17 protein-coding genes and 1 pseudogene are annotated in these 20,490 nt (G+C 67.4%); 10 read left to right on the top strand and 8 right to left on the bottom strand.

Annotation, left to right across the window (positions count from 1 at the left end; all coding sequences use genetic code 11):
* Nucleotides 1–24 precede the first annotated feature (24 nt).
* Complete coding sequence (locus ASE31_RS32530; RefSeq protein WP_157412444.1) at nt 25–189, bottom strand: hypothetical protein; 165 nt, start codon at nt 187–189, stop codon at nt 25–27.
* 205 nt (nt 190–394) lie between these two features.
* Here ASE31_RS32530 and ASE31_RS09985 point away from each other — a divergent pair, with 205 nt between their 5' ends.
* Both ASE31_RS09985 and ASE31_RS09980 read left to right on the top strand, forming a co-directional pair.
* Nucleotides 395–1,291, top strand: coding sequence for a hypothetical protein (locus tag ASE31_RS09985; protein WP_057201495.1), 897 nt, complete (start codon nt 395–397; stop codon nt 1,289–1,291).
* Between the two features lie 270 nt (nt 1,292–1,561).
* Complete coding sequence (locus ASE31_RS09980; RefSeq protein ID WP_057201530.1) at nt 1,562–4,546, top strand: EAL domain-containing protein; 2,985 nt, start codon at nt 1,562–1,564, stop codon at nt 4,544–4,546.
* Between the two features lie 18 nt (nt 4,547–4,564).
* On the opposite strand, the gene ASE31_RS09975 is transcribed toward ASE31_RS09980, so the two are convergent.
* Nucleotides 4,565–5,197, bottom strand: coding sequence for an FMN-binding negative transcriptional regulator (locus ASE31_RS09975; RefSeq protein WP_057201529.1), 633 nt, complete (start codon nt 5,195–5,197; stop codon nt 4,565–4,567).
* Nucleotides 5,198–5,290: 93 nt separating this feature from the next.
* Nucleotides 5,291–6,190: a LysR family transcriptional regulator gene (locus ASE31_RS09970; RefSeq protein WP_057201494.1), complete on the bottom strand. Its 900-nt coding sequence runs from the start codon at nt 6,188–6,190 to the stop codon at nt 5,291–5,293.
* 74 nt (nt 6,191–6,264) lie between these two features.
* Here ASE31_RS09970 and ASE31_RS09965 point away from each other — a divergent pair, with 74 nt between their 5' ends.
* Complete coding sequence (locus ASE31_RS09965; protein WP_057201493.1) at nt 6,265–6,987, top strand: glutathione S-transferase family protein; 723 nt, start codon at nt 6,265–6,267, stop codon at nt 6,985–6,987.
* Nucleotides 6,988–7,039: 52 nt separating this feature from the next.
* On the opposite strand, the pseudogene ASE31_RS33105 reads toward ASE31_RS09965, so the two are convergent.
* Together ASE31_RS33105 and ASE31_RS09960 are read right to left on the bottom strand one after the other, a co-directional pair.
* A pseudogene (locus ASE31_RS33105) lies at nt 7,040–7,741 on the bottom strand (DUF6597 domain-containing transcriptional factor); the annotation flags it as partial.
* A 39-nt stretch (nt 7,742–7,780) separates the two neighbouring features.
* Entirely contained in the window at nt 7,781–8,485 is a 705-nt protein-coding gene (locus tag ASE31_RS09960; protein ID WP_057201492.1) for a DUF3334 family protein, read from the bottom strand.
* A gap of 166 nt (nt 8,486–8,651) precedes the next feature.
* On the opposite strand from ASE31_RS09960, the gene ASE31_RS09955 reads away from it, so the two are divergent.
* A complete protein-coding gene (locus ASE31_RS09955) occupies nt 8,652–9,839 on the top strand; it encodes a DUF917 family protein (RefSeq protein WP_057201491.1) in 1,188 nt (395 codons plus the stop codon).
* 14 nt (nt 9,840–9,853) lie between these two features.
* A complete protein-coding gene (locus ASE31_RS09950) occupies nt 9,854–10,945 on the top strand; it encodes a sensor domain-containing diguanylate cyclase (protein ID WP_235514381.1) in 1,092 nt (363 codons plus the stop codon).
* On the opposite strand, the gene ASE31_RS09945 is transcribed toward ASE31_RS09950, so the two are convergent.
* From ASE31_RS09945 to ASE31_RS09935, 3 genes are all read right to left on the bottom strand, one after another.
* A complete protein-coding gene (locus tag ASE31_RS09945; protein ID WP_057201490.1) occupies nt 10,942–11,403 on the bottom strand; it encodes a (2Fe-2S)-binding protein in 462 nt (153 codons plus the stop codon). The genes ASE31_RS09950 and ASE31_RS09945 overlap by 4 nt on opposite strands.
* A 20-nt stretch (nt 11,404–11,423) precedes the next feature.
* Nucleotides 11,424–13,697, bottom strand: a complete 2,274-nt coding sequence (locus ASE31_RS09940) for a xanthine dehydrogenase family protein molybdopterin-binding subunit (RefSeq protein WP_057201489.1) — start codon at nt 13,695–13,697, stop codon at nt 11,424–11,426.
* Nucleotides 13,698–13,794: 97 nt separating this feature from the next.
* The gene (locus ASE31_RS09935) at nt 13,795–14,403 is read right to left on the bottom strand and encodes a glutathione S-transferase (protein WP_057201528.1); all 609 of its coding nucleotides are present in this window, start codon (nt 14,401–14,403) and stop codon (nt 13,795–13,797) included.
* A 147-nt stretch (nt 14,404–14,550) separates the two neighbouring features.
* Here ASE31_RS09935 and ASE31_RS09930 point away from each other — a divergent pair, with 147 nt between their 5' ends.
* From ASE31_RS09930 to urtD, 5 genes are all read left to right on the top strand, one after another.
* Nucleotides 14,551–15,009 carry an Lrp/AsnC family transcriptional regulator gene (locus ASE31_RS09930; RefSeq protein ID WP_057201527.1) on the top strand — a complete coding sequence of 153 codons (459 nt, stop codon included), beginning with the start codon at nt 14,551–14,553 and terminating at the stop codon, nt 15,007–15,009.
* A gap of 249 nt (nt 15,010–15,258) precedes the next feature.
* Entirely contained in the window at nt 15,259–16,521 is a 1,263-nt protein-coding gene (gene urtA / locus ASE31_RS09925) for an urea ABC transporter substrate-binding protein (protein WP_057201488.1), read from the top strand.
* Nucleotides 16,522–16,643: 122 nt separating this feature from the next.
* Nucleotides 16,644–18,224: an urea ABC transporter permease subunit UrtB gene (gene urtB / locus ASE31_RS09920; RefSeq protein WP_057201487.1), complete on the top strand. Its 1,581-nt coding sequence runs from the start codon at nt 16,644–16,646 to the stop codon at nt 18,222–18,224.
* Nucleotides 18,225–18,240: 16 nt separating this feature from the next.
* Nucleotides 18,241–19,398, top strand: coding sequence for an urea ABC transporter permease subunit UrtC (gene urtC / locus ASE31_RS09915; protein WP_057201486.1), 1,158 nt, complete (start codon nt 18,241–18,243; stop codon nt 19,396–19,398).
* The gene (urtD, locus tag ASE31_RS09910) at nt 19,395–20,270 is read left to right on the top strand and encodes an urea ABC transporter ATP-binding protein UrtD (protein ID WP_057201485.1); all 876 of its coding nucleotides are present in this window, start codon (nt 19,395–19,397) and stop codon (nt 20,268–20,270) included. Before urtC ends, urtD begins: the two co-directional genes overlap by 4 nt.
* Nucleotides 20,271–20,490: the final 220 nt, after the last annotated feature.

Genomic DNA, 20,490 nt, shown 5'->3' with positions numbered 1-20,490 from the left:
TGGTGGTGTGTCCAGAACCCCAATCTATGCGCCATGGCGCGCGGCCCGGATAGGACGGCCCATTGGCCCGGTGTAGGACAGGCCTACGACCCCCTGCGCCCTGCGCACCCGCGTCACGATGCGGTTGCGCGCCATGGGTGGCACGCCCAGGTGTCGCGCCAGGGTCTGTTCGCGGATGCGTGCGGCCAAGCATACAAGGCTTCGAACTCCATCGATCCCAGAGAGACACGCCACTACCCGCCAGGGAGACAGGCCTGTCAGGCAACTGCGCACCAGGCCTGTCCGAAAAAAAGAGACAGGGTTTCCATCCCCGCCCCGACTCAAGAAAACCGGAGCCGCCTCTACAGTGGAATTGCGCTATTTGCCAATTTTTTCTTGTCACCGAGGCCCGATCATGTTTGAGTCCATCGCCACAGCTCCCGCCCCCACCGTGCGTGTGCATCCGCCGCTGCCGTCGCGGGCCTTTGGCGTGGCATCCAAGGAGCTCGAGGCGCGCACTGCCTTGCGGCCCACGCGCATGGACGCGCTCAACCGCCTGGCCACCAAGGAAGAACGCCTGCCCTTCTGGGTGCGCCTGGTCAGGAACGAGGCCGACCTGCGCAAGGCCGTGCACATCCGCCACGCGGCCTATGCGCGCCATGTGCCCGACCTGGCACACCAACTGCAGGAGCCCGAGGCCACGGACTATGAGGACGGGGTCGTGGTGCTGCTGGCCGAGTCCAAGCTCGACGGCTCTCCCTTGGGTACTGCGCGCATCCAGAGCAACCGCTTTCGCGCCCTGAGCGTGGAGCAGTCGGTGGAGCTGCCAGCATGGATGGACGGCATGCACCTGGCCGAAGTGACCCGCCTGGGCATCGTTGGCGGCACCATGGGCCGCTTGGTGAAGACGGTGCTCATCAAGGCCGCCTTCCAATACTGCGAGCGCCAGGGCATCGAGCAGGCGATTGCTGCAGGCCGCGCCCCCATCGACCGGCACTATGAGCAACTGCTGTTCGAAGACCTGTTTCCTGCCACGGGCTTCATTCCCCTGGCCCACGCGGGCAACCTGCTGCACCGGGTGATGGCCTTCGACATCGACAGCGGCCCGGCACGCTGGCAGCAGGCGCAGCACCCGGCGCTCAACTTCTTTTGCCACACCCGCCATCCGGACATCGACATGGGCCCGGTGCCTGTACATGGCCTGCCCGCCGGTAAAAAGCCGGCCGTGGTGGCGCCGACCCCGCGCCGCGCGTCGGCCAGTGGCCGAGGTCGGGAACTTCCGCCGCGCATCAGCAACCGGGCATTTGCCTGAGCAACCCCACCCCCGGTGGGTGGGGTGAAAGCTGCGCCCCGGTCCTTCCAAAAAAATCACCTGTTGGTAAAAAGGCCACACCTGCCGTGGCCTTTTTTGTGTCCGTTGCTTTGTAAACTCGCACAAAAAGGGGGAACGCGCAAAGACTTGCGATGCAGGCCGTGTGTTCCGTGACAAGATGGAAGATTGCGCGCGGTCGCGGCCTTGCTCGGCCCTGTACCACGCGCCATCCAGCGCGTGGCCGTGGGGGCTGCGCAACCACACAAAACCATGGGGTCACCGCGATTGCAGGAGCACGCACGGCAAGGGGTTCGGCGCGGCGTAGTCTTTGTGGACTGGCTGCTGCGCACGATGTCCATCTACATCATTCCCATCGCCATGGCTGGCGTGGCGGTGTGGGCGTTGCTGTTCTGGCAGAGCAATTACCTGTCGGCCGGCGGCCACACCTTGATGATGCGCGTGCTGCCACAGGCGGCCGCAGAACTCACCCCTGAGCAGGCCCTGGCCGCGCTGGCGAACCGGCCACTCAAGTCCTTCCACGACACCAACCTGTCCGAGGCACCCGTATGGCTGCTGGTGGACCTGCCGGTCTCGATGGCGCAGCCACCCTCGCTGCTGTTCCCCTCGCGCCACGCCGTGGCCATGGCCTGCTGGGACGGCACGAGCCTGGTATCGCTGGGCCAGGCCACGCGTGAGCAGGCCAGTGGCAGCCTGATCCCCATGAAGGCGGGTTTTGGCCTGCCCGAGGCCAGCGCGGGCCTGCGCGTGCTCTGCCGCGCTGCGTTCGTCGGGCCTGCACGCCTGCAGGCCGACTGGTGGGCACAGGCCGATCTCCAGGCCTCGGTGCTGGAGTTCCACCGCAACCTGGGCCTGCTCGAAGGTGGCCTGGTGGTGCTGGGCATGTTCGTGCTGATGACGGCGCTGATCAACCGGCAGTCGCTGTACGTGCTGTTTGCCGCCTGGTTGGTGGTCACGCTGCGGGTGGGGGCCATCTCTGCCGGCTGGGACGTGCAGTGGCTGGGCCACCTGGTGCCCACGCCCTGGCTGTTTCCGACCCGTGCGCTCACCGTGGCGGTGTACGGTTTTCTGACCATCACGCTCTACAAGAGCCTGTTCCAGGAAGACCTGGACCGTTCGCGCCTGGGGCCCTGGATACGCGGCGCGCAGTGGGCCTGCATTCCCCTGCTGCTGGCCGCCGTGTTCCTGCCCTACGGCCTGTACCTGCAGATGATGTGGGTGTCCACCGGCCTGGGCCTGTTGCTGATGACGGTGAGCCTGGTGCGCATCGTGTTCAAGACCCGCTCGCGCGTGGCCATGTGGTACGGCGCATCGCTCGGGGTCACTTTCCTGTCGAGTTTTTCGGAGATCGTGGCGGCCGCTTATGGCATGAAGGTGCTGGTGGGCACCGTGAACCACGTCACGGCGGCCTTGTCGTCCAGCCTGTTGGCGGCGCTGGCCATTGCCGAGCAGATGCGCCAGGAGCACGTCAAGCGCCTGGAGGTGCAGGCCCAGCTGCAGTATGCCTACGAGGCCATGCCCATCGGCCTGTTCACGCTCGACCTGCAAGGCCGCTTCCTGAGCGCCAACCCCGCACTGGTGGACATGCTGGGCGATGGCCTTCTGGACAACGGCGGGCGCACCTGGCGCGCGCAGTTCGGCGACGCGGCCTGGCTGCAGCTCGACCAGATGGTGCACAGCCAATCCGAAACAGAAACCGAGTTTGCGGTGAACGGACGCGATGATGGCGAACTGACGCGGCGCTTCATGGTGCGTGCCACCCAGGCGCGCGGCCGCATCGAAGGCTCGCTGCAGGACGTGACCGAGAAATCGCGTGCCACCGAGAACCTGCGCGTGCTGGCCCACCACGATGCGCTCACGCGCGTGCTCAACCGCCGGGGCATCGAGCAGGTGCTCGAATCGGCCCTGGCGCAGCGCAACCAGGGCAAGCCGCTGGCGCTGGCCTACCTGGACCTGGACCGCTTCAAGCTCATCAACGACCTGTTTGGCCATGCGGCCGGCGATGACGTGCTGCAGCAGGTGTGCGCGCGCGTCTCGCAGATGCTGTCGGGCAACATGCAGATCGGGCGCGTGGGGGGCGATGAGTTCCTGATCGTTTTTCCGGACACCCACATCACGCTGGCCCGGCTCATCAGCCAGGGCATCGTTGCCAGCATCTGCACCAGCCCCTACCGGGTGGGGGCGCGCTCGTTCCACGTGCGCGGCTCCATCGGCCTCATCGAAGTGGCGCCGGGCAGCACCATCCGCGACGTCGTCTCCACCGCCGACCATGCCTGCCGCGATGCCAAGCGCGGCCTGCAGCAGGGCCTGGCGGTGTACGAGCGCGACGCGCCCGGCCTGATTGCCCACGAGACGGAGATGAAGCTGGTGGAGCGCCTGTCGTCCGATGAGCGCATCGAGGGCCTGTACCTGGAAATGCAGCCCATCATGTCGCTCACGGCCCCCACCGAGTCGCTCAACTTCGAGGTGCTGCTGCGCATGCGCGATGCCAGCGGCGCGCTGGTGCCCACACCGCGCCTGATCGCCGCAGGCGAGCACAGCGGGCGCATGGGCGTCATCGACCGTTGGGTGCTGGGCACGGTGTTCGAGTGGCTGGGCAAGCACCATGGCCAGCTGGGGCGCACCCAGTTCGTGTGCCTGAACCTGAGCGGTGCTTCGCTCAACGACGAGGCCTTCATCGACGACGTGTTCGCGCTGTTCGACGAGCACCCCCACTTGGCCAGCTGGCTGTGCCTGGAGATCACCGAGAGCGTGGCCTTGCACGACCTGGAGAACACGCGCCGCTTCATCAGCCAGGTGCGCTCTTACGGCGCCAAGGTGGCGCTCGACGACTTCGGTGCCGGTTACACCTCGTTCTCCTACCTCAAGGACCTGCCCTCCGACCTGCTCAAGATCGACGGCAACTTCATCGTCAACATGAACCGCCACCCCGCCAATGTCGCCATCGTCGAGGCCATTGTGAGCCTGGCGCGCAACCTGGGCATGAAGACCATCGCCGAATGGGCCGAAGACCAGGCCACGGTGCAGACCCTGGCCGAGATCGGCGTGGACTACGTGCAAGGCTTCATCGTGGCGCGGCCCCAGTCGCCCGAGGTGCTGCTGACCGCGTCCTCTGCCGCCAGCTTCATCGAAGACCCGCAGCTCCTGCAGTTCGTGCAGATGCTCGGTGCTTCGGGCCCACCATCGGGGCAGGGCGGGCTGTTCGGCGAGCGCCGCTCCGACTCCTCTGGCCACTGACGCCCGCAGCTGCGGCGGTCAGGGTACGATCAGCCGCGCCACATCGCGCGCCATGCCTGAGAGCTCGCGCTCCAGGTGCTCGACCAGGCTGCGCCGGTCGGCCTCGGTGCGTTGCTGCGACAAAAAGCGCTTGCCTTCCAATGCCGTGATTTCGATCTCGAACCCCACCAGGTGCCGCGCCGCGCCCTCCACGTAGTCGGGAGCGGCCATGTCCAGCGACCAGGGCTCGACGCGGCTGGCCTCCTGCGCGGCGGTGAGTGCGGTCAGGTGGGCGAGTACCCATTCCGGGTCATCCTCCACCCAGCGCAGGCGCCCGCGCACCTGCACGGCCACGTAGTTCCAGCTCGGTGCCAGGCGTGCGCTGCGCTGGCCATTCACGTACCAGCGTGGCGAGATGTAGGCGTTGGGGCCCTGGAAAAGCGCGATCAGGCTGTCGCCTTCGCCCATCTGCTGGCGCAGGGAATGGCTGCGCACCACGTGGCCCCGCAGGCAGGCCACAGCTCCGTCGGGCGTATGCAGCTCCAGTGGCAGCAAGTGAACGTCGCTGGCACCTGCCGCGCTGGTGGTGACCAGGGTGGCCAGCGGATAGGCCGCCATCAGTGGGTGCAGCGTGGCGGGGTCGTTCTCGGCGAAAAGGGGCAGGGTGTGCATGGCGATGGAAATCTGGCGGGCAGTGGTGGCGCCCAGTATGGGTTGCCGCGCGCCCGGGGTATTGAACGTTGCGGCCAAGCCCGCTTGGGGCCCTCATTCCAGCACCAGCGTGCGCGCCAGGTGGGCATACACCGTGGCCACGCGGCTCAGGTGCCGCGCCTCAGGGTGGGTGAGCAGCCACAGCCCGGTTTCGCATTCATCGAGCGCCTCGGTCAGCGCCACCAGGCCTGGATGCGCGTGGGCCAGGAAGACCGGCAGCACCCCCACCCCCAGCCCCAGTGCCACGAGTTCCATCACGGTGAGGATGCTGTTCACGCGGTAGCTTGCCACCGCCTTCGGAAAATGCCGCTTGCGCCACAGCACCGAGGTGTGGTCGGGCAGTGCATCGTCGGGCGCCACCCACAAGGCCTGTCCTGCCTGGATATCGGCATAGCGCTGCATGGGCCCCTGCCGGGCGGCGTACAGGGCCATGCGGATGGGGCCCACCTGCCGGCCCACCAAGTGGGGCGGCGGGCGGCGCGTGGCGCGTACGGCAATGTCCGTGTCACGCCGGGTCAGGCTGGCAAGGTCGTTGCCGGCGTGCAGCTCGAACTGCAGCAGCGGGTGCTGCCCCTGCAGCGCCGCCAGCGCAGGCGCCACCAGGCCGTGCAGGATGGTGTCGGTGGTGGTGATGCGCACCGTGCCCGACACACGCTCGGGTTGTACCTGCGCGGCGGAGCGGGCCGATTCAAGGGCCGACTCCAGGTGCTCGGCATGCCCGGCCAGGGTCTGGGCCAGCTCCAGCGGCTGGTAGCCCGTGCGCGAGCGCGTGAACAGCGCCTGCCCCAGCCCGCGTTCGATGCGCTGCAGCGTGCGGAACACCGTGGACGGGTCCACGCCCAGGCGTTCCCCGGCACCTGCCAGCGTGCCGGCGCGCACCAGGGCCAGCACGTTCTCCAGATCGCTGGCACCCAACTGGTAGGGCGTGGCTTGTTGTTGCGTTGGTGCAATCATGGTTTGCGGCCATGCGTATTTTGATTTCGTTGGCGCAATCATAGATTCAGGGCTCCCACCCTTCAAGGACCACCATGCCGCACCCACTCACCCTCATCAGCCATCCCCTTTGCCCCTATGTCCAGCGGGCCGCCATCGCGCTGGCGGAAAAGGGCGTCGCCTTCGAGCGCATCGACATCGACCTAGCCGACAAGCCCGCCTGGTTCCTGGCCATCTCGCCACTGGGCAAGACGCCGGTGCTGCTGGTGGATGGCCAGCCGGTGTTCGAATCGGCCGTGATCTGCGAATACCTGGACGAGACCACCGCGCCCCGCCTTCACCCGCAGGACGCGCTGGCCCGGGCGCGGCACCGCGGCTGGATAGAGTTTGGCTCGGCCGTGCTCTCGGCCATCGGCACGTTCTACAACGCCCCCGACGACACGGCGCTGGCCAGTCGGGCCGGGGAGATCCGGCGCCTGCTCGCGCAGGTCGAGGTGCAGTTGGGCATGCAGCAGGAAGCGGGCCCTTACTTTGCGGGAGAAGCTTTCACGCTGGTCGATGCGGTGTTCGGCCCCGTGTTCCGCTACTTCGATGTGTTCGATCCGATCGGTGACTTCGGTGTGTTCACAGGCCTGCCACGCGTGGCGGCCTGGCGCGCGGTGCTGGCGGCCCGGCCTTCGGTGCAGGGCGCCGTGGGCGCAGATTATGCGGACCGGCTTCGCGTGTTTCTGCGTGCGCGCCAGGGGGCGCTGGCCCGGCGGATGGAGCTTGCCATACCGCTTCCACCACCGGCACGGCCTCGGGCAGCGCAGGCGTGAAGCCACCGAGCCGGCGGAACTGGCGCGTCATGTGCGCCTGGTCGGCATAGCCCGCATCGTGCGCCAGGCCGGTGAGCGAGGGCGCTCGCCCCGCCTGCACCAGCGCCATGGCGCGCTGAAAGCGCAGAATGCCCGCCAGGCTGCGCAGCGGCAGGCCCACGGTGGCCAGCATGTCGCGGCGCAGGGTGCGCTCGGACACGGCCAGGGCGCTGCACATCGCCTGCAGGGGGGCGCCAGGGTGCATGCGCCACCAGCGCAGGGCTTGCAGTGCACGGGCCTGGGCCGGCCCGGGCGGCCCCGCGCGCTGCGACAGGCGGTGTGCCGCCTGCACCAGGGCGGCCTGCAGGCCAGGGGTGTCGGTGGCGGCCAGCAAGGCAGACGCCAGATCGTTGCCCAGGGCGCGCTCTACCGCCGCGCCGGTCAGTACCTGGTTGAGCAAGCCGGCCGGGTCCAATCCCAGGCAGGCGCCGCCCCAGCCGAGCCGGAAGCGCACGCCCGCGCTCCAGACCGGGGCGCGGTGGGCCACGGTGCCAGGGCGGTCAGCCGGGCCGGCAATGGCCAGGCGGACGGTGGCGATGCGACCGCTGCCATCCAGCACGGCATGGGCCACCAGGTCCATGCGCCCATCGGGCAGCACAGTCTGGCGGCGGGGAGCGGCGGGACGGTAGCACCATAGCGCCTCGACCCGCTCGGGGTCCAGCGAGCCCAGATGCAACTCTTCGTACGGCAGGGGTTCCTGCGGCGGGCGTTGCATGGTTGGCGTCGGATGCTCGCTGGCCGACGGCGGGGCGGCTTACATGCCCAGCGACTTGAGCAGCTCGTCCGTGGCGGAATCACCGCTGTCGCCCGCCGGTGCGGGGGTCGGGGCGGTCGCGTTTTGCGTGCCCTGGGCGTTCTGGGACATCAGTGCATCGGCGTCGGGCGTGTCCTGTGCCTCGAAGTCCACCATCTTGATGAACTCGGTGCGGTCGATGGCCAGCTCCAGGTAGAAGATGTTGTTGCTGGCGGTGTAGAAGGTCACGCGCCGGGCCTCGGGCTTGTCCAGGTTGGCGTCCACGCTGAGCATCACCTGCTTGTTGAGCACCAGCATCTTGGGCTGGTTCTGGGTGATGTGGGTCTGCAGCTCGCGCCGCACCTTGCCGGTGAAGTCGCCCACCACCTGGTTCATGAGCTCGCCCATCACGTTGCTCACTTCGTCCGAGGTGTAGGAGGTGACCAGGTCGTCCTTGGACATACCCATGTTCAGCAGGTAGCTCGAATACAGCTCCATGGCCGCCTGGGCCGAGAAATTGATGATCACCAGCCCCGAGAAGCCGCCGTCGAACAGCACGAAGCAGCCGATGTCGGGTTTCAGGCAGGTCTTGCTGATGCGCTGCACCATGCCCGAGTAGTGGATCTGGCTGTGGGTGGCGACATTGAGCACGCGGGTGACCGAGTTGCACAGGCTGATCAACAGGTCTTCGGTGCCGTAGATGACGGAGGTTTCGGTGTGGCTCATGGTGTTCGCTCGGGTGCGCTCGGGAAAATGGGGCTGTACGGAGCATAGGCGAAGCGGCCGCACCCGGCCAGAGTGCTTTCCAGGCGCTGTGGCGCCGCTGTATGCTGCGGGTTGACAATCAAGCGGCATGGCGTATCGTGCCAGCCATTCAAAGGGGAGGATTCCAATGGGCGCTGTGTATACCTATGGGCTGGACGATCTGGAGGCCATCGCAGCGGGTGCTGCAATTCTTGCAAGTGGCGGCGGAGGCAGTTACGGCGACGCCTGCACCATCCTCGGGCAGCTTGCGCAGCAAGGCACCTTTACGCCGGTGACCGTCAAGGACTACGATGGCGCCACCCCTGCCTGCGTGCTGGCCATCATGGGCTCGCCCGATGCCGCCGACGGGCTGACCCTCACTGCCATCCAGAACTCCATCACCAACACCTCGCAGGTGTTCGAACAGGCCACCGGCTGGCCGCTGGGCTGCGTGATTCCGGTCGAAATCGGCCCCATCAACTCGCTGGTGCCCCTGATCGGGGCCGGAATGTCCCGCGGCACGATCTACGTGGTCAATGGGGACGGCGCCGGCCGCGCGGTACCCGAGCTGCCGCAGACCACCTTCACGGGCAGCGCGCAACTGGCTCCCTGCCCCTGCGCGCTGGCCAGCGACGCCCCCCCTTCGCCGCTGGTCGAATCGGCCGTGCTGGGTGCGCCCACGGCGGACAAGGTGGAAACGCTGGCGGGCGGGGTGGTCGGCGGTTTTGGCGGGTACTCGGGCATCGCCATGTGGCCATCCAACAAGGGCAATGGCTACGCGCTGTCGGGCAACTACATTCCCGGCACGCTGGAGCAGGCGCGCCAGCTGGGGCTTTCGCTGCTGAAGGCGCAGACGCCGCCTTCCACGGCGGCCGTGGCAGCCAACATCACCCAGCTGACCGGGCGCGCGGCCCAGGCGGTGCTGACCAATTTCTACATCACGGCGGTCACGCAATCCACCTCCAGCACGTCCTCGCTGGACTCAGGGGTCATTCGCCTGGACAATGCCCAGGATCCCAGCCAGAGCACGGCAACACACTACCTGTACAACCTCAACGAGAACCTGATCATGTACAGCACGGCGAGCACCTCGCCCGACATCATCGCGCCCGACTCGATCTGCTACTACTCCGAAAGCACGGGCCGGGGCTTCTCCAACGCCAGCGACGACCTGGCGGTCTACTTCAATGCCGCCACCGGCCAGAGCACGGGCAAGCAGGTCAGCGTGATCCAGGTGGCCACGGCACCCCAGCTGTACAGCACGCCGGGCGTGGTGGCATCGTTCGCAGCGCTGCTGCGCAACATCGGCTACGCAGGCGCGATGCCTTCGGCCTGAACCGGCTGGCCGCCATGGGTGAAGCAGACCTGAACCGGGAGCGGCTGGAGCTGGCCCTGGAAGCGGCCGGCCTGGACCTGTGGGAGAACGATCTGGTCACCGGCAACGTGACCCGCAAGGCCACCAAGACCTTCCTGGAGCTGGGCTTCACCGAGGAGGAGATCGTCTCGGGCCTGCAGGACGTCTACGGCCTGTTCCACCCCGATGACCTGGGGACGGTGCAGCAAGCCGTGTCCGACCACATGTCGGGCATCACGCCGCAGTACCGCTGCGAGTTCCGGCTGCGCGCCAAGAGCGGCGAATGGGTCTGGTATGCCAACTACGGCCGCATCATGGACGGCCATACCGATACCCCGGGCAAGCGCCTGATCGGAGTGACCTTCAACATCGACGACCGCAAGCGCAAGGAAGACGAGATCGCACAGATCAACCGCCAATTGCGCGAGCAGAACGCGCTGCTGCAGCAGCTCAACACGGCGCTGGAACAATTGGCTGCCTGCGATGCGCTCACCGGCCTGTCCAACCGGCGCACGCTGATGGACCTGGGCTCCCGCGAGTGCCAGCGCACCGCGCAACTGGGCCAGCCGCTGTCGTTGATGGTGGTGGACATCGACCATTTCAAGGCCGTCAACGACGCCTGGGGCCATTTGGCGGGTGACCGGGTGATCTGCGCGGTGGCCCAGGCCTGTCTGGCGCGCTCGCGCATGGCGGTGGACATCGTGGCCCGCTACGGGGGCGAAGAGTTCGTCATCGTGCTGCCGGGCATTGATGCCCCAGGTGCCCTGCGCCTGGCCGAGCTGCTGCGCCAGGGCGTATCGGACCACAATGTGCCCGTGGATTCGGAGGGCGCCTGCGTCACCGTCACGGTGAGCATCGGTGTGGCCACCCTGTACGCCGAGCCCGGCGCGGGCTTCGAGGAGCTGGTCAACACCGCCGACAAGGCGCTCTACCGGGCCAAGCAGGCGGGCCGCAACAACGTGCAGGTAGCTGCACCGTCGCCCCCCGCCCGCGCCGACATGCTCATCGTGCTCGATCCCGACCCCGACCCCGAACCCGAACCCGAACCCGATCCAGACCCCGCCCAGGGCCGGGCACTAGCCAGCTAGCCCGCCTTGCCGCCAGCGGCTTGGTGGATCGCTGCGCGGATGCGCGGGTAGGTGCCGCAGCGGCAGGCATTGCCCGACATGGCCGTGTCGATGTCCGCATCCGTGGGGCGCGCGGTCTTGCCCAGCAGCGCGCAGGCCGACATGAGCTGGCCGCTCTGGCAGTAGCCGCACTGGGCCACGTCCAGCGCAACCCAGGCGTTGCGCAGGGCCTCGGCCTGGGGGCCGACCAGGCCTTCGATGGTCGTCACGTCGGCCTCGCCCACCGCCGACAGCGGTGTGACGCAGGCGCGCGTGGGCTCGCCGTTCAGGTGCACGGTGCAGGCGCCGCACAGCGCCATGCCGCAGCCGAATTTGGTGCCGTTCATGTGCAGCTCGCCGCGCAGCACCCACAGCAGGGGCGTATCGGGCTCGGCGTTGACGGCGACGGCCTTGCCGTTGATGCGAAGGGTGGTGGGCATGGATGGGGCTCCTGTAGGGGTCAGGCCAGGCGCAGCGGCAGGCTGCGCAGGCGCTGGCCGTTCAGCGCGAAGAGGGCGTTGGCCACGGCGGGGGCGATGGGCGGCACGCCCGGCTCGCCCACGCCCTCGGGCGGCTCGGCGCTCTGCACGATATGCACCTCGATGCGCGGGCACTCGGCCATGCGCAGCAGGGGGTAGTCGTGGAAGTTGGCCTGCTGCACCTGGCCCTTGTCCACGGTGATCTCGCCATGCAGCGCAGCCGTGAGGCCGAAGACCACGGCGCTCTCCATCTGCTGGGTGATGAGGTTGGGGTTGATGGCCGCGCCGCAGTCGATCACGCAGACCACGCGGTGCACGCGGATGGCCTTGCTGTCCGCCGCCACCGACACCTCGGCCACCTGCGCCACGATGGAGCCGAAGGACTGGTGCAGCGCAATGCCCCGTGCGCGTTTCGCGCCCGATGCATCGGCTGCCAGCGGCTGGCCCCAGCCCGCCAGCTCGGCCGCCTTCTTCAGCACATGCAGGTGGCGCGGGTGCCTTTGCAGCAGGCTGGCACGAAAGGCCAACGGGTCCTGCCTGGCTGCAGCGGCCGCCTCGTCCATGAAGCTTTCCTTGAAGAAGGCCTGGTGCGAATGCCCGACCGAGCGCCAGAAGCCCACCGGTAGCGGCAGCGCGATGATCTCGTGGGCAATGCGTGCGTTGGGCCACTCGTAGGGCTGATCGAAGGCGCCTTCCGAGGTGGTCTTGTCCGGCCCGGCCCCGGGCAGGCCGAAGATGCGGCCGAGCACCTGCGGCACGATGGCCTGGCCCACCGAGAGGTTGTCCCACGCCACCAGCCGGCCCTCGCCATCGAAGCCGGCCTTGAAGCGCGCCATGCATGCGGGGCGGTAGAAGTCGTGCTGCGTGTCCTGCTCGCGCGTCCACAGCGTCTGCACCGGCGCGCCACCGGCCTCGCGCGCAATGGCTGCGGCCTGGGCCACATAGTCCACCTCCAGCCGCCGGCCGAAGCCGCCGCCCAGCAGCAACTGCTGCACGTCCACCTTGTCCTCGGCAATGCCCAGCACCTTGGCCGCAGCCGTGCGCGCCAGGTCGGGTACCTGGGTGGAGGTCCACACCGTCGCCGCTCCGTCCTTGAACTGCACCGTGCAGTTGATGGGCTCCAGTGCCGCATGGGCCAGGTAGGGCGCGCGGTAGTCGGCCGTGAGGGTGCGCGCAGCACCCTGCATGGCCACCTCGGCATCGCCGCTCTGGTGGTAGCCAAAGCCCTTGGCCTGGTCCAGCGCCTGGGCCAGTTGCGTGTACACCGCCGCGCTTGACAGCGCGGCCGCCGGGCCGTGGTCCCATTCCACCGTGACGGCGGCCACGGCCTTGCGCGCGTGCCAGGGCGTGTCGGCGATCACGGCCACGGCGCCGGTGCCGCCGTTCAGGGCGTCCACGGCCAGCACCTTCTTCACGCCGGGCAGCTTCTCGGCGGCCGCGCCGTCCATGCGCGCCACCTTGCCGCCGCGCGTGGGGCACATCACCACGGCGGCATGCAGCAGACCGGGCGGATTCGCGTCGATGCCGAACACGGCGCTGCCATCAAGCTTGCTGCGCGCCTCGATGCGCGTGAGCGGCTTGCCGATGAGGCGAAACTGCGCCGGCTCCTTGAGCGCCACCTTGCCCGGCAGCGGCTGCTGCGCGGCCAGGGCCGCCAGCTCGCCGAAGCTGGCGCGCTGGCCCGAAGCATGCTCCACCACCCCAGCCTGCACACTGCACTCGGTGGCCTGCACGTTCCACTGCGCGGCCGCCGCGCGCACCAGCATGGCCCGGGCGCTGGCGCCGGCCTCGCGCATGGGCTGCCACAGGTCCTTGATGCTGGACGAGCCGCCGGTCATCATCACGCCCACCTCGCGCATGGTCTTGGCGGTGAGCCAGCCGGCCACGGCCTTCATCGAGCCATCGTTGTCGGGGTGGAAGGGCAGGCCATCGACCACCGTGGCCAGGTTGTTGTAGATGTCGTCGATGGGCGCCATCTCCAGCCGAACCTGGGGCCAGTCGGCATCGAGCTCCTCGGCCAGGATGGCGGCCAGCCCGGTGTGTGTGCCCTGGCCCATCTCGGCCTTGGCCATCATGATCGTGACGGTGTTGTCGGCACCGATCTTGAGCCAGCCGTTGAGCGCTGCCTGGCCGCCCGCCGTGGGCAGGGGCGCGCCCGTGCGCAGGCGCTGGCGCGGGGGCAGCGCGCCCCAGCCGATCACCAGCGCGCCGGCCGTGGCGGCGCCTCCCCAGAGCACTGTGCGTCGTTTCACCATGGTTGTTGCCTGCCTCTCGTCGGAGCGATGGGTAGGGGGCCATCGTATACCGGCAGGGGTCCCGGCGCGACGCGCCCAGGCGACACAAGGGTCCGATTCAGCGCGCAGGCAGTGCCGCAAAGGCCGGCAACCGCTCCGCCTGCTCGGCATAGGCCGCCAGCGCCGGGTAGCCAGCCGCCGCCACGGTGTCGGGCACCATCATCTGCATGAAACCCCAGGCCACGGCGCTGGTGATGCCCGCGTCGCCGATTTCCTGCGCGGGCGCGGGCAAGGGCTCGCGCGCCAGTTCTGCCTCCAGCAGCGCGCAAGCGGCCAGCAACTGGCCGGTCACGCGCTGCAGCCAGGGCGTGTGCAGCTTCTCGGCGGGCCGCAGCTGGTGCTCGTAGACGATCTGCACCGCCTTTTCGCATGCGGCCAGTGCCAGGCCTGTGAGGTGCAGCGCGCGCCGCAGCGCCGGGCCGCCTGCGGGCTGCAGCCGGTGCAAGGACAGCGTGGCCGCCCACTGCAGTATCAGCGTCGAATCCATGAGCACGCCGCCGTCGTCGCAGACCAGGGTCGGGGCCTTGACTACCGGGTTGATGCTGCCGAACGCATCGAAGGTGCTGAACACCGACAGCGGCAGGTGCGTGAACGGCACATCGAGCACCGTGAGCGCGATGGCGACGCGGCGGACATAGGGCGAATCGAGCATTCCAACCAACTGCAGCATGGGTTTGTTTCCTGAAAAGACCGTGAACACGCTCCAGACGATAGCCCCCCACGCGCTGCACGGGAAGGGCAGGGCATCGGAACAATGGGCACCAAACCGATGGATGATCGGCCCCGGCGCAACCCCTTTTCCACACGCAGCACCATGCAACTCGACAAGAAAGACTGGCTCATCCTCGAAGCCCTGCAGACCGACGCCCGCCAGAGCCTGGCCGCCCTGGGCAAGCGCATCGGCCTGTCGCAGCCGGCCATGAGCGAGCGCGTGCGCAAGCTCGAAGACGCGGGCGTGATCGAGGGCTACGGCGCCCGCGTCAACCTGCGCGCCATCGGCGTGCGGCTGCAGGCCCTCATCCGCATACAGACCACGCATGCCGGCATCGCGCCCTACGTGAAGCTGTTCGAGGCCATGCCCGAGGTGCTCGAAGCCGACCGCGTGACCGGCGAGGACTGCTTCATCGTGCGCTGCGCCATCGCCGAGCCCGAGGACCTGCAGCGCGTGGTCGATGCGCTGGCTCGGCACGGCGGCGTGACCACCTCGCTGGTGCTCTCCAGCCCGGTGCGCAAGACCACCACCGTGCATGCGCTCAAGCGGCCGGCGCGCTGAGCGGGCGGCCGCGCGCCGCCTGTGGCGTATGCGGTGGATACGAATTTCACTCACTTTTTGATAGCTGATATCGACCGCATCGCATGGGTCGGGAGGCGTTCCTTGGCCTGCATGTAACCGGCCGTGTACGCCACCCGGCGTATTTCCGATCCGGGCGCCTGTCTCCAGAATCCATTCCATCGACCGATCCATCAGCCCCACAGGGCCATCGGGCGAAGCGGTTTGAACCCCTCTACTGGAGAAGCACACATGCAACGTCGTTATTCCCTCAAGGCCCTCGCGGCCGTCGCTGCGCTCGCTGGCCTGTCTGCCCTGCCAGCCCATGCCCAGGACACCATCAAGGTCGGCATCCTGCACAGCCTGTCGGGCACCATGGCCATCTCGGAAACCGTGCTCAAGGACACCGTGCTGATGGCCATCGACGAGATCAACGCCAAGGGCGGCGTGCTCGGCAAGAAGCTCGAGCCCGTGATCGTCGACCCCGCCTCCAACTGGCCCCTGTTCGCCGAAAAGACCAAGCAGCTGCTCGGCCAGGACAAGGTCTCGGTGATCTTCGGCTGCTGGACCTCGGTGAGCCGCAAGTCCGTGCTGCCCGTGGTCGAGGAAATGAACGGCCTGCTGTTCTACCCCGTGCAGTACGAGGGTGAAGAGCTCTCCAAGAACGTGTTCTACACCGGCGCCGCGCCCAATCAGCAGGCCATCCCCGCAGTGGACTACCTGATGAGCAAGGACGGCGGCAGCGCCAAGCGCTGGGTGCTGCTGGGCACCGACTACGTGTACCCCCGCACCACCAACAAGATCCTGCGCGCCTACCTCAAGTCCAAGGGCGTCAAGGACAGCGACATCGACGAGAAGTACACCCCCTTCGGCCACGCCGATTACCAGACCATCGTTGCCGACATCAAGAAGTTCAGCCAGGGCGGCAAGACGGCCGTGGTCTCCACCATCAACGGCGACTCCAACGTGCCGTTCTACAAGGAACTGGGCAACGCTGGCCTGAAGGCCAAGGACGTGCCTGTGGTCGCCTTCTCGGTGGGCGAGGAAGAGCTGCGCGGCGTGGACACCAAGCCGCTGGTGGGCCACCTGGCCGCCTGGAACTACTTCCAGTCCATCAAGAGCCCGGCCAACACCGAGTTCATCAAGAAGTGGGGCGACTACGCCAAGGCCAAGGGCATCGCCGGCCACAAGGACAAGCCGCTGACCAACGACCCGATGGAAGCCACCTACATCGGCATCAACATGTGGAAGCAGGCCGTCGAAAAGGCCAAGAGCACCGATGTCGACAAGGTCATCGCCGCCATGGCCGGCCAGACCTTCAAGGCACCGTCGGGCATCGTCTCCAAGATGGACGAAAAGAACCACCACCTGCACAAGAGCGTGTTCATCGGCGAGATCAAGGCCGACGGCCAGTTCAACGTGGTGTGGAAGACGCCCGGCCCCGTCAAGGCCAAGCCATGGAGCCCCTACATCGAAGGCAACGACAAGAAGCCTGACGAACCTGCCAAGAAGTAACGGCATCGCCCAAGGCGGACAGGCGCCTTGCAAGGGGAGGGGCGCTGCCGTGCCCCTCCCTTTTTTCTTTCCGGGCGCGCCCCGCCTTGCGGGGTGCCTCCACAGGCATTGACTGACGCACTATGTTCAGATTTCTTTCGATGGCATGGCTGTGCCTGCTGGCGTGGGCCGGCCCCGCGCAGGCACTCACGGCCGAGCAGGCGCTGGCCATGGCCGCCGGCGACACCGACGACCGCGTGGCCGCCGTGCAGCAGGCCATCGTGCAGCCCGACGAGCGCATCGCCGCCTTCCTCAAGGCCCTGGCCGATGACGAGGTGAAGATCGTCGGCGCGGGCAAGGCCGCCATCATCGTGCGTGATGGCAAGGGCATCGACCCCGCCACCGGCACCGACATGCCCGTGCCCGACGACGCCGAAGACGTCATCAACAACAACCGTATGCGCGGTGAGATCGACACCGCCATGGCCGGCTTGGCCCTGTTCGGCAAGGACGACGCCAAGCGCCTGGCTGCTGCCAAGGCCCTTACCCGCGAGCCCGACGCTGGCCGCCTGCCGCTGCTGGACAAGGCCCTGGCGCAAGAGACGCAGCCTGCCATCAAGGCCCAGCTGGAACTGGCCCGCGCCGCCACCCTGCTGGGCAGCGAAGACGCCGCCCAGCGCATCGCCGCCGCGCAGGCCCTGTCGCTGAGCGCCACGCCCGACACGCGCCTCTTGCTCAACGAGCGCGTCACGGTGGAAGAGGACGCCAAGGTCAAGGCTGCGCTGCAGGCCGCCCTGAAAGCCATCGACGGCGAACTGGCCTGGGGCGAGCGCCTGGGCGCTGCGTTCTCGGGCATCAGCCTGGGGTCCATCTTGCTGCTGGTGGCGCTGGGCCTGGCCATCACCTACGGCCTGATGGGCGTGATCAACATGGCCCACGGCGAGCTGATGATGATCGGTGCCTACGCCACCTATGTTGTGCAGGGCCTGTTCCAGAAGTACCTGCCCGGCGCCTTCGACTGGTACCTGGTGGCCGCGGTGCCGCTGGCCTTCGGTGCCTCGGCCCTGGTGGGCGCGGTGCTCGAACGCAGCGTGCTGCGCTTTTTGTACGGCCGCCCGCTGGAGACGCTGCTGGCCACCTGGGGCATCAGCCTGGTGCTGATGCAACTGGTGCGCACGATCTTCGGCGCGCAGAACGTGGGCGTGGAAAACCCCGCCTGGATGAGTGGCGGCGTGCAGGTGCTCTCCAACCTCACGCTGCCCTACAACCGCCTCGTGATCATCGGCTTTGCGATTGCGGTGCTGCTGTCCATGGGCTGGCTGATCGGGCGCACGCGCCTGGGCTTGTTCGTGCGTGGCGTCACGCAGAACCGGCCCATCGCCTCGTGCATGGGCGTGAACACCGCGCGCGTGGACACCATGGCCTTCGCGTTGGGCTCGGGCATCGCCGGCCTGGCCGGCTGTGCCTTGAGCCAGGTGGGCAACGTCGGCCCCGACCTGGGCCAGAGCTACATCGTCGACGCCTTCATGGTCGTGGTGCTGGGCGGCGTGGGCCAACTGGCCGGCACCGTCTACGCGGCGCTGGGCCTGGGCGTGCTCAACAAGTTCCTCGAAGGCTGGGCCGGCGCCGTGCTGGCCAAGATCGCCGTGCTCGTGTTCATCATCATCTTCATCCAGAAGCGACCCCAAGGGATCTTCGCGGTGAAGGGTCGGACAGCGGATTGAGCGGGCAAGCAACACCATGACCACTTCAACGCCTTCTTCCCCTTCCCTCCAACTGCCCGCCCCGGCGCCGCTGCTCACGCGCACCGGCTGGTCGGCCTTCATCGTTGCCCTCATCGTGGTCTGCGCCCTGGCGCCGCTGCTCAACCTGGTGGTGCCCGCCGGCAGCGTGTTCCACATGAGTGACTACGCCGTGGCGCTGCTCGGCAAGATCATGTGCTACGCCATCTGCGCGCTGGCCATGGACCTGATATGGGGTTACACCGGCATCCTGAGCCTGGGCCACGGCCTGTTCTTTGCGCTGGGCGGCTACGTGTTGGGCATGTACCTCATGCGCCAGATCGGCCGCGACGGCAACTACAAGAGCGAGCTGCCCGATTTCATGGTGTTTCTCGACTGGAAGGAACTGCCCTGGCACTGGATGCTGTCCGACAGCTTCGTCGCCACGCTCATCCTGGTGGTGGCCGTTCCCGGCCTGGTGGCCTTCGTGTTCGGCTACTTCGCCTTCCGCTCGCGCATCAAGGGCGTGTACTTTTCCATCATCACCCAGGCCATGACGTATGCGGCCATGCTGCTGTTCTTTCGCAACGAGACGGGTTTTGGCGGCAACAACGGCTTTACGGACTTCAAGCGCATCCTGGGCCAGCCGATTGCCACGCAGAACATGCGCATGCTGCTGTTCGTGCTCACGGGGCTCACCCTGCTCGGCTTCTTCCTCATGGCGCGCTGGCTGGTGCGCAGCAAGTTCGGCCGTGTGCTGCAGGCCGTGCGCGACGCCGAGACGCGCGTCATGTTCTCGGGCTACTCGCCGCTGCCCTACAAGCTCACCATCTGGACCATCAGCGCCATGATGTGCGGCGTGGCCGGGGCCCTGTACGTGCCCCAGGTCGGCATCATCAACCCCGGCGAGATGAGCGCCGCCAACTCCATCGAGATCGCCGTGTGGGCGGCCGTGGGCGGCCGCGCCACGCTGATCGGGCCCATCGTGGGCGCCTTCATCGTCAACGGCGCCAAGAGCTGGCTCACCGTCACGGCGCCGGAGTTCTGGCTGTACTTCCTCGGCGCGCTGTTCATTGCCGTCACGCTGTTCCTGCCCAATGGCGTGGTGGGCCTGGTGAAGAAATTCGGTTTCGGCAGCAAGAAGAACAACGACGACAAGAAGGGAGGCACCGAATGACCCCGGACCTGATGGAAGAGGGCGCGCGGCGCATTGCGGCCAAGGCCGCACCGGTGGCCCCGGGCCAGACCGAATCGGGCGGCCGCGCCGCCGGCTTCTCGCGCATCGCCACACCCGGCGAGGTGGACATCACGCACGGCCGCATTTTGTACCTCGAAGACGTGAACGTGAGTTTCGATGGATTCAAGGCCATCAACAACCTGAGCCTCGACATCGCCCCCGGTGAGCTGCGCTGCATCATCGGCCCCAACGGCGCCGGCAAGACGACGATGATGGACATCATCACCGGCAAGACCCGTCCCGACAGCGGCACGGTGTACTTCGGCAGCACCATCGACCTGCTGCGCCACAACGAGCCCGAGATCGCCAGCCTGGGGATAGGCCGCAAGTTCCAGAAGCCCACGGTGTTCGAACAGCTCACCGTGTTCGAGAACCTCGAACTGGCGCTCAAGACCCACAAGGGCGTGTCGTCGAGCCTGTTCTTCAAGCTCGACTCCGCCCAGTCGGACCGCCTGGCCGAGATCCTGCACACGATTCACCTGGCGGGCAGCGTGGCGCGCATGGCTGGGAATTTGAGCCACGGGCAAAAGCAGTGGCTGGAGATCGGCATGCTGCTGATGCAGGACCCGAAGTTGTTGCTGCTCGACGAACCGGTTGCGGGGATGACGGATGACGAGACGGCTCGGACGGCGGAGCTGTTCCTGACCCTGAAGGGCAAGCACTCGCTGATGGTGGTGGAGCATGACATGGGGTTCATTCGCACTATTTCTGAGATCGTGACGGTCTTGTGCGATGGGTCTGTGTTGGCGCAGGGGACGCTCGACCAGGTGCAGTCGGATGAGCGGGTGATTGAGGTTTATCTGGGGCGGTGATGGTTTGCTGCTCTTCGTTCTTCTGTGCTTTGGTTGAGGTCGGAGGCCGGGGTGTGCGCCCGGCGGCGCACCTACTTTCTTTTGCGTCGCCAAAAGAAAGTAGGCAAAGAAAAGGCGACCCCCAGTCTGCGTCCCCCTTCGCCCGTTGGGCGAAGGGGGCAACCTGCGATGCTCGGACCTGGGGTGGTGCCGCAGAACTCACTGCGTTCCCCCTTCGGGC

The organism is Acidovorax sp. Root217 (genome assembly GCF_001428645.1).
Lineage (GTDB): Bacteria > Pseudomonadota > Gammaproteobacteria > Burkholderiales > Burkholderiaceae_C > Acidovorax.
Note: the sequence above shows the minus strand (reverse complement) of the source record. Positions and strands in the feature narration are given on the sequence as shown.